Genomic DNA, 8,524 nt, shown 5'->3' on the forward strand with positions numbered 1-8,524 from the left:
CCGAAAACGTACGACCCGCAGCGGTGACAGAAGAACCGCCCTGCGTAGTCCCTTGTTTCACCTTCTATTTTCACCCCCCCCCCCCCTCCCCCCCCCTCCCCCCTCCCCCCCCCCCCCCCCCCCCCCCCCCCCCCCCCCCCCCCCCCCCCCCTGCTCCCACAAATGAGAATAGCGTCTGACCCAATTCAGTGCATCCCACTCGCCACAACCGCTCCAACCCTCTACCCTGAGGTGATTGGCAGGCTCTGGCCTGCCGCCTCAGGACACTGAGTCTCATGTACAAAGATCTTAAATTCCCGGTGCTGATCGTCCATCGCGACATCAAGGCCGATACCGTTGCCGGCGATCGCGTGCGTGGCATCGCCCGGGAGCTGGAGCAGGAAGGTTTCAGCATCGTCTCGGCGATGGATTACACCGAAGGGCGCCTGGTTGCTTCGACTCATCACGGCCTCTCGTGCATGTTGATCGCGGCGGAAGACGCCAGCACCGATGCCCATTTGTTACAGAATATGGCCGAGCTGATCAGGTTGGCGCGAGTGCGTGCGCCTGATTTGCCGATCTTCGCCTTGGGTGAGCAAGTGACCCTGGAAAACGCGCCAGCCGATGCCATGGCTGAGCTGAATCAGCTGCGCGGAATCCTGTACCTGTTCGAAGACACGGTGCCATTTCTTGCGCGGCAAGTGGCGCGGGCGGCCCGCAAGTACCTGGACGGTTTGCTGCCGCCGTTCTTCAAGGCATTGGTGCAACACACCGCCGATTCCAACTATTCCTGGCATACCCCCGGTCATGGTGGGGGTGTGGCATACCACAAAAGTCCGGTGGGCCAGGCCTTTCACCAGTTCTTCGGGGAAAATACCCTGCGTTCGGATTTGTCGGTATCGGTGCCGGAATTGGGTTCGCTGCTGGATCACACCGGGCCGCTGGCAGAGGCCGAGGCCCGGGCGGCCCGCAATTTTGGCGCCGATCACACCTTTTTCGTGATCAATGGCACTTCGACCGCCAACAAGATTGTCTGGCACTCCATGGTCGCCCGCGACGACCTGGTGCTGGTGGACCGCAATTGCCACAAGTCGGTGTTGCATTCGATCATCATGACCGGCGCCATTCCGCTGTACCTGTGCCCCGAGCGCAATGAACTGGGGATCATCGGGCCGATTCCCCTGAGCGAGTTCAGCCCCGAATCGATTCAGGCCAAGATCGCCGCCAGCCCGTTGACCCAAGGTCGAGCGCCCAGGGTCAAACTGGCGGTGGTGACCAATTCGACTTATGACGGCCTCTGCTACAACGCTGAACTGATCAAGCAACAACTGGGTAATAGTGTCGAGGTGCTGCATTTCGATGAGGCCTGGTATGCCTACGCGGCGTTCCATGAGTTTTTCGCCGGGCGATACGGCATGGGCACGTCCCGTAGCGACGACAGCCCGCTGGTGTTCACCACCCATTCCACCCACAAGCTGTTGGCGGCGTTCAGTCAGGCGTCGATGATCCATGTGCAGGATGGAGGCGCCCGGCAGCTCGATCGTGATCGCTTCAATGAAGCGTTCATGATGCATATCTCCACCTCGCCGCAGTACGGCATCATCGCTTCGCTGGATGTCGCGTCAGCCATGATGGAAGGCGGGGCCGGGCGTTCGCTGTTGCAGGAAATGTTCGACGAGGCCTTGAGTTTCCGTCGGGCGCTGGCCAATTTGCGCCAGCATATCGCTGCCGACGACTGGTGGTTTTCCATCTGGCAACCGCCGTCGGTGGAAGGTATCGAGCGGGTCGAGACCGAGCATTGGTTGCTGCAACCCGCGCATGATTGGCACGGCTTTGGCGACATCACCGACGATTACGTATTGCTCGATCCGATCAAGGTCACCCTGGTAATGCCGGGACTGACCGCGGGTGGCGCCCTCAGCGAACGGGGGATTCCTGCGGCCGTCGTCAGCAAGTTCCTCTGGGAGCGCGGGCTGGTGGTGGAAAAGACCGGGCTGTATTCGTTCCTGGTGCTGTTCTCCATGGGCATCACCAAGGGCAAATGGAGCACGTTGCTCACCGAACTGCTGGAGTTCAAGCGCAGTTACGACGCCAACGTCAGTCTGGCAACCTGCCTGCCATGCGTGGCGCAAGAGAATGTCGGACGCTATCAGGGCATGGGTTTGCGCGACCTGTGCGACCAATTGCACGCCTGCTATCGCAGTAATGCCACAGCCAAACACCTCAAGCGCATGTACACGGTACTGCCGGAGATCGCGATGAAACCCGCGGATGCTTATGATCATCTGGTGCGTGGTGAAGTCGAAGCGGTGTCGATCGATGCGCTGGACGGGCGTATCGCTGCGGTGATGCTGGTGCCGTATCCGCCAGGCATTCCGTTGATCATGCCTGGCGAACGTTTTACCGAAGCGACCCGCTCGATTATCGACTACCTGGCATTTGCTCGCACGTTCGACAGCAGTTTTCCGGGGTTCGTCGCCGATGTGCACGGTTTGCAACACGAAGACGAGGGCAATGGACGGCATTACACCGTCGATTGCATCAAGGAATGAGGACCTATCCGAGTATGCAACCTGTCATGAATCCGATTCATCCGGGGTTGTCGGTGCGTGTGGCTGACGAAGGTTTTGCCGCCTATATCTGGGGCAGTGATTTCAGTTTTGAAGTGGCTGCCTACGGTGCGCCGCAAGTCGGCCAGCCTATGGAGCAGTGGCACGTCACGCCGATCACGCCTTACCGAAAATGCTATGGCATCGATCCCGAAGAGTTCAGCAGTTTTCGCGATGCCGTCGACAGTGCAATTTTCATGGCCTGGCTGGACGATCAGCCGGTGGGGCACCTGGTGATCAGTACCAATTGGAACGGTTTCGCCCATATCGACGAACTGGCGGTGCATGCCCCGGCACGGCGCCACGGCGTGGCCAAGGCGTTGCTGGATGTGGCGCAGTTTTGGAGTCGCAAGAAAAAATTGCCGGGCATCATGCTGGAAACCCAGAACAACAACCTGGGCGCGTGCCGCTTGTACGAACGTTGTGGCTATGTGTTGGGCGGCGTCGATCACCTGCGCTATCGGGGTATCGATCCCAATACCGCCGAGGTGGCGCTGTTCTGGTATCGAGTGTTCGATAATCCGCTGGAAAATCCGATCAGTTCCCCAGCATCACCGCGGCTTGTTCCGTAATGATCCCCAGCAGGGTCTGGACGGCGGGAGTGGGTTCACCGTTTTTCAGGGTCAGGGCGTAGACACTGACCGGTACGGCCGGTGCCAACGGACAGGCATCGAGCCCGGTGGATTTTGCACCGAGCGCCGTGAAGGGGTCGACGATGGCCAGACCTTCGCCGGCCTCGACCATGCTGCGCATCATCTGATGGGTCTGGACCCGGGTCTGAATCACCGGTGCCGGGCGCAGGCCGTGCAGTTTGTTTTCCAGGGCGGGGCTGAGTGGATCGTGCCCTTCAAGGCCGACCATCGCTTGACCAGCCAGATCCTGTAGCGAGATGTACTTTTGTTTCGGTTGCAGCCAGCCGTGGGGGGCGAGCAGTTGCAGTTTGCCTTGGGCAATGACTTGGCAATGAATTTCGGCGCGATCCGGGTCATGCAGGCTCAGGCCCAGGTCGCTCTCACGCAGCAACAGGCTCTTGACGATGTCACGGGTGGGCTGGCTCAAGAGCGTGCAGGGTGCGTCAGGCAGGCGTCGGCGCAGGGCCGCGATGCTTTGTGGCAGAAGTTGCTGGGCCAGGGGCGGGGTGCAGATGATGCGCAGCGGCGGGGCCAGGTATTGCCGCAAACTGTTGGCCAGGCGCTGAACCGGTTCGAGCGCATCGTAGACGTGGGCAATTTCAACCTGCAGTTCCCGCGCCTCACGCGTGGCCTGCAAGCGCCCACGCACGCTGGCGAACAGCATGAAACCCAACTGATCCTCGGCTTCGCGCAATACACGCTCGACCTCGGTCGCCGGCAACTGCAGCCATTCGGCGGCGGTGCCCAGGTGACCGGTCTGCAGGAGTGCCTGGATCACTTCGATATGGCGTAAACGCATGCGTGAAGTCCATGTTCAGCAGGTGAGGGAGTCAGTGCCCGAATCCTAACCCAAGTCCACGCATAAGACTTCCGCTCAAATCGCCAGATCTGTAGGAGCGAGCTTGCTCGCGAAAAACGCTTGGACAACGCGTTCTTCCAGGCAGCGCGCGACATCGTAGGCGTTCATCGCGAGCGAGCTCGCTCCTACAGGGGGCAGCCATTATGAAACGGCGACGGATTCCGGCTCGCGAGTCAGGGTAACGCCCGTCTGTACCAGCTGAAACTCGTTCTCGGCGAGCTTTTTGACGCGGTCGCCATGGGCCAGTTTGTAAGTGGTAACAGGTGCGCCGTCGGCAGACGGGTTGGATTCCTGAAACTCATGCACGGAATAAATGCGGCCTTCCGCGTCTCTTGCATGGAACTGACCGACAAGTACTGCTGCCATCTGCTTAGAACCTCTGGAGATAAAACACTTGATTTGCGGCTGTGTAGACAGTCATCGAGCGCGGTAAGTTTTCCTACAGGAAAAAAATATTCAGGACTCGGATATACCTACGTTCACTGGTTGAATCGTCGAAACTTCATCTATAACTACAGGCTCCTCCCACGGACAGTCGAGAGTCTTCCATGAGCAATGTCTATTCCGTCGCCGTAGTGGTCGGCAGCCTGCGCAAAGCATCGATCAATCGCAAGGTTGCCCTCGCGCTGGCGGAGCTGGCGCCGGCCAACCTCAAACTGACTATCATCGAAATCGGCGATCTGCCGCTCTACAACGAAGACATAGACGGCGATTCACCGCCGGCAGCCTACAGGACTTTTCGAGAACAAGTGCGTTCATCCGACGCGGTGCTGTTCGTCACCCCGGAATACAATCGTTCGGTGCCGGCACCCATGAAGAACGCCATCGACGTTGGCTCGCGACCGTATGGCAAGAGTGTCTGGAGCGGCAAGCCGGGCGCGGTGATCAGTGTGTCGCCGGGTGCGGTCGGTGGATTTGGTGCCAATCACAACCTGCGCCAGTCCATGGTGTTTCTCGACGTACCGATGATGCAGCAGCCGGAGGCCTACGTGGGCGGCGCTGCATCGTTGTTTGACGAGGCTGGCAAGCTGTCCGAATCGGTCAAGCCGTTTCTGCAGAAATTCATCGATTCCTACGGAAAGTGGGTCGAGCAGCACAAGAAAGCCTGACAAACCATTGTAGGAGCGAGCTCGCTCGCGAAGAACCTGAGAGCGCCGCGTTTAATCAGGCAATACGCGTAATCGTTTACGACCATCGCGAGCGAGCTCGCTCCTACAGGAGTCGGCTGCAGATCATCGTCTCCATTTCCGACAACCAGGCGGCGGTTTGCGTCGCCGTTGGTTGTGCGGTGACGCAATATCGGCGACCTCCCCAGGCCATGATTACCCAGGCGTCGATGGTTGCCGGCGAGGGCTGCACAGGCAGATCGCTACAGGCTGCAAAGGCTTCGCGCCATTTTTGCGTCAGTTCGTCAAACACTCTTCGATGATGTTTGGGTTCGGCGATCTGGTGCTCGATCAGTAGTACGGCGTGGTTGAACAGGGGCTGGCGGGCATCGTCGGGGTCGCAGGTCAGGCGCACGAGACGTTTGATTCTGGTTGGCCAGTCCAGATCATTGGCTTGTACGACGCCTTCATCGATGTCCTTTACCAAGGCATCCAGACGGTGTCGGATGTACCCGGACAGCAGGGCCTCCTTGCTCGGGAAGTAGTCGTACAAGGTGCCAATGGCAACGCCTGCTTCCAGCGCCACCTCGCGGGTGGTCAGGCCCGACCAGCCATCGCGTTGCCAAATCCGAACAAACGCCTGGTAAATCGCTTCGACTGTGAAGATCGCTCGGGCCTGACTCGGCCGTTTCAGCGGTTTTGCGCGGGGATTGAACGCGGGCAACTGGCCCTTGCTGTTTCCGAACCCATTCTTCATCGGCGGCCACTATTCTGGTGCTACCCGCCACGCTGTCGCAGCAGGAGATTGAAGGATGCAAAGTTTGAGCACGGTAACACGGCTGATTACCCGTAAAAACGCCCTGGACCAGAGCCGCGTCGAGCAGCAAGAGCGCAGCCTGGAACCGGCGGCGGGAGAGGTGATTGTAAAAATCGATCGTTGTGCGCTGACGACCAACAACATCACCTATGCCGCTTACGGCAATTCGATGAACTACTGGGGGTTCTTTCCTACAGGGCTGGCGGATTGGGGCCATGTGCCAGCCTGGGGTTTTGCCGATGTGGTGGCCTCGGATGTTCCCGGCATCAAGGTTGGCGAGCGTTTTTACGGGTATTTCCCGATTGCCAGCCATCTCTGGATGCGTCCGGAGCGGGTCACTGAGCGGGGTTTTTACGACGGCGCCGAGCATCGAATCGGATTGACCTCGGCCTATAACCAGTACACCCGATGCAGTTGGGACGGGTACTACAGCCCGGATACCGAAAATCTGCAGATTTTGCTCAAGCCGCTGTTCCTGACCTCTTCAATGCTCGCCGATTTCCTGCAGGACAAACGGTTCTTCGGTGCGACTCGCGTGGTGTTCTCCAGCGCTTCGAGCAAAACCGCTTATGGCACCGCCGTGTGCCTGGGTAGTCATCCTGCGCTGGAAAGGGTGGCGCTGACGTCCTCCGGCAACAAAGCCTTTGTCGAGCAGCTCGATTGTTACGAACGTACGGTGTCCTACGAGGAACTGGTCGGCCTGGCCAATGACCGTCCGACACTCTATGTCGACTTTTCCGGCGACCTGGAGCTGCGGGATCGGGTGCACCGGCATTTTGCCGGACAGTTGATTTACAGTTGTTTTGCGGGATCTGCGCAGAACACCCACGAGGCCCGGTTGACAGCGAGCGAGGGGCCGCCGCCGGTGTTCTTTTTTGCGCCCGTCCAGATTCGCAAGCGCAACGCCGATTGGGGGCCGGAAGGCGTCAGCCAGCACATCGGTGAGGGATTGCTGCAGTTTTTCCAGAAAGTAACGGCGGTTGAAAAGCCCTTGCTCCAAGTGATAGAAAGCCGGGGCTATGAAGCGGCGCAAGCCGTTATTTCCCGTCTGTTTCACGGACAGGTCGCGCCATTGGAGGGGCATGTGATCCGGTTGTGACGGGTCGATGCTGCGAGGCTCAGGGCTGGCCTGTCATCCCCTTAGCTCAATTGTTCCAAGGCAGCCCTGGATGCTTGTAGCGTCATTGATTTTCCTGTTGACCATCACGCTTGTGATCTGGCAACCCAAAGGCCTCGGCGTCGGCTGGAGTGCGGTATTGGGCGCAGTGCTGGCGCTGATTTTCGGTGTGGTGCACCTGGGTGACATCCCGGTGGTGTGGCAGATCATCTGGAACGCCACCGGCACGTTTATCGCGCTGATCATCATCAGCCTGTTGCTGGACGAGGCCGGGCTGTTCGCCTGGGCCGCGTTGCACGTCGCCCGCTGGGGGCGGGGCAGCGGGCGCAAGCTGTTCGCTTACATGGTGCTGCTCGGGGCGCTGGTTTCGGCGCTGTTCGCCAACGACGGGGCGGCGCTGATACTCACGCCCATCGTGATCTCGATGCTCCTGGCGTTGCGTTTCTCGCCTGCGGCGACCCTGGCGTTCGTCATGGGGGCCGGCTTCATCGCCGACACGGCGAGCCTGCCGCTGGTGGTGTCGAACCTGGTGAACATCGTTTCGGCAGACTTCTTCGATATCGGTTTCAACCGCTATGCGGCGGTGATGATTCCGGTCAACCTGGTGAGCGTTGCCGCGACACTGGCGATGTTGATGTGGTTTTTCCGTCGTGACATACCCCGGGATTATGACCCGGAGCAACTGGAGCACCCAGCGTCCGCCATTCATGACAACGCCACGTTCTATGCCGGTTGGGCGGTGTTGGCGATTCTGTTGCTCGGCTGTTTTGCCCTGGAACCGCTGGGCATTCCGATCAGCGCGATCTCGGCGATCTGCGCGGCGTTGCTGCTGGCCATCGCGGCCCGAGGCCACAGGATTTCCACGCGTAAAGTCATGAAGGAAGCCCCGTGGCAGATCGTGATTTTCTCGCTGGGCATGTACCTGGTGGTTTACGGCCTGCGTAACGCCGGGCTCACCGGGTTTCTGGCGCAGTGGCTCAATGGCTTTGCCGGGTTTGGCGTGTGGGGCGCTGCCATGGGCACCGGGATGCTGACTGCGCTGTTGTCATCGATCATGAACAATTTGCCGACGGTGTTGATCGGCCTGTTGTCCATCGATGCCAGTCAGGCGTCGGGCGTGGTGAAGGAGGCGATGATCTATGCCAACGTCATCGGCAGCGACCTGGGCCCGAAAATCACCCCGATCGGCAGCCTGGCGACGCTGTTGTGGTTGCATGTGCTGGAGCGCAAAAGTATCCGGATCGGTTGGGGGTATTACTTCAAGGTGGGGATTGTTTTGACGGTGCCGGTGTTGCTGGTGACGTTGGCGGCTTTGGCCTTGAGGTTGTCCATCTAAACCGGGTCGCCCCCTTCGCGAGCAGGCTCGCTCCCACAGGGGAGCGCATTCCAAGCGTGGGAGCGAGCC

8 protein-coding genes and 1 pseudogene are annotated in these 8,524 nt (G+C 59.7%); 5 read left to right on the forward strand and 4 right to left on the reverse strand.

Annotated features, from left to right (window positions below; all coding sequences use genetic code 11):
- Positions 1-74: pseudogene (locus ACSFE6_RS29685) on the reverse strand (GFA family protein); the annotation flags it as partial.
- A 201-nt stretch (positions 75-275) separates the two neighbouring features.
- Between ACSFE6_RS29685 and ACSFE6_RS29690 the strand changes: the two are divergent.
- Positions 276-2,531 (forward strand): Orn/Lys/Arg decarboxylase N-terminal domain-containing protein, encoded by a 2,256-nt coding sequence (locus ACSFE6_RS29690; RefSeq protein ID WP_435430938.1) that lies wholly within the window; start codon positions 276-278, stop codon positions 2,529-2,531.
- Between the two features lie 14 nt (positions 2,532-2,545).
- On the forward strand, positions 2,546-3,160 hold the full coding sequence (locus tag ACSFE6_RS29695) for a GNAT family N-acetyltransferase (protein ID WP_435430939.1): 615 nt from the start codon (positions 2,546-2,548) through the stop codon (positions 3,158-3,160).
- Here ACSFE6_RS29695 and ACSFE6_RS29700 read toward each other — a convergent pair.
- Both ACSFE6_RS29700 and ACSFE6_RS29705 read right to left on the reverse strand, forming a co-directional pair.
- Entirely contained in the window at positions 3,126-4,019 is an 894-nt protein-coding gene (locus ACSFE6_RS29700) for a LysR substrate-binding domain-containing protein (protein WP_435430940.1), read from the reverse strand. The two genes, ACSFE6_RS29695 and ACSFE6_RS29700, sit on opposite strands and share 35 nt — an antisense overlap.
- Before the next feature lie 201 nt (positions 4,020-4,220).
- Positions 4,221-4,445 (reverse strand): hypothetical protein, encoded by a 225-nt coding sequence (locus tag ACSFE6_RS29705; protein ID WP_435430941.1) that lies wholly within the window; start codon positions 4,443-4,445, stop codon positions 4,221-4,223.
- 182 nt (positions 4,446-4,627) lie between these two features.
- Here ACSFE6_RS29705 and ACSFE6_RS29710 point away from each other — a divergent pair, with 182 nt between their 5' ends.
- The gene (locus ACSFE6_RS29710; RefSeq protein ID WP_435430942.1) at positions 4,628-5,188 is read left to right on the forward strand and encodes an NADPH-dependent FMN reductase; all 561 of its coding nucleotides are present in this window, start codon (positions 4,628-4,630) and stop codon (positions 5,186-5,188) included.
- A gap of 103 nt (positions 5,189-5,291) precedes the next feature.
- On the opposite strand, the gene ACSFE6_RS29715 is transcribed toward ACSFE6_RS29710, so the two are convergent.
- Entirely contained in the window at positions 5,292-5,942 is a 651-nt protein-coding gene (locus tag ACSFE6_RS29715; protein WP_435430943.1) for a TetR/AcrR family transcriptional regulator, read from the reverse strand.
- Positions 5,943-5,997: 55 nt separating this feature from the next.
- Between ACSFE6_RS29715 and ACSFE6_RS29720 the strand changes: the two genes are divergently transcribed.
- A complete protein-coding gene (locus ACSFE6_RS29720) occupies positions 5,998-7,101 on the forward strand; it encodes a DUF2855 family protein (RefSeq protein ID WP_435430944.1) in 1,104 nt (367 codons plus the stop codon).
- Between the two features lie 70 nt (positions 7,102-7,171).
- Positions 7,172-8,455 carry an arsenic transporter gene (locus tag ACSFE6_RS29725; RefSeq protein ID WP_435430945.1) on the forward strand — a complete coding sequence of 428 codons (1,284 nt, stop codon included), beginning with the start codon at positions 7,172-7,174 and terminating at the stop codon, positions 8,453-8,455.
- Positions 8,456-8,524 lie beyond the last annotated feature (69 nt).

Source organism: Pseudomonas baetica (assembly GCF_051216495.1).
Classification (GTDB): domain Bacteria; phylum Pseudomonadota; class Gammaproteobacteria; order Pseudomonadales; family Pseudomonadaceae; genus Aquipseudomonas; species Aquipseudomonas baetica_B.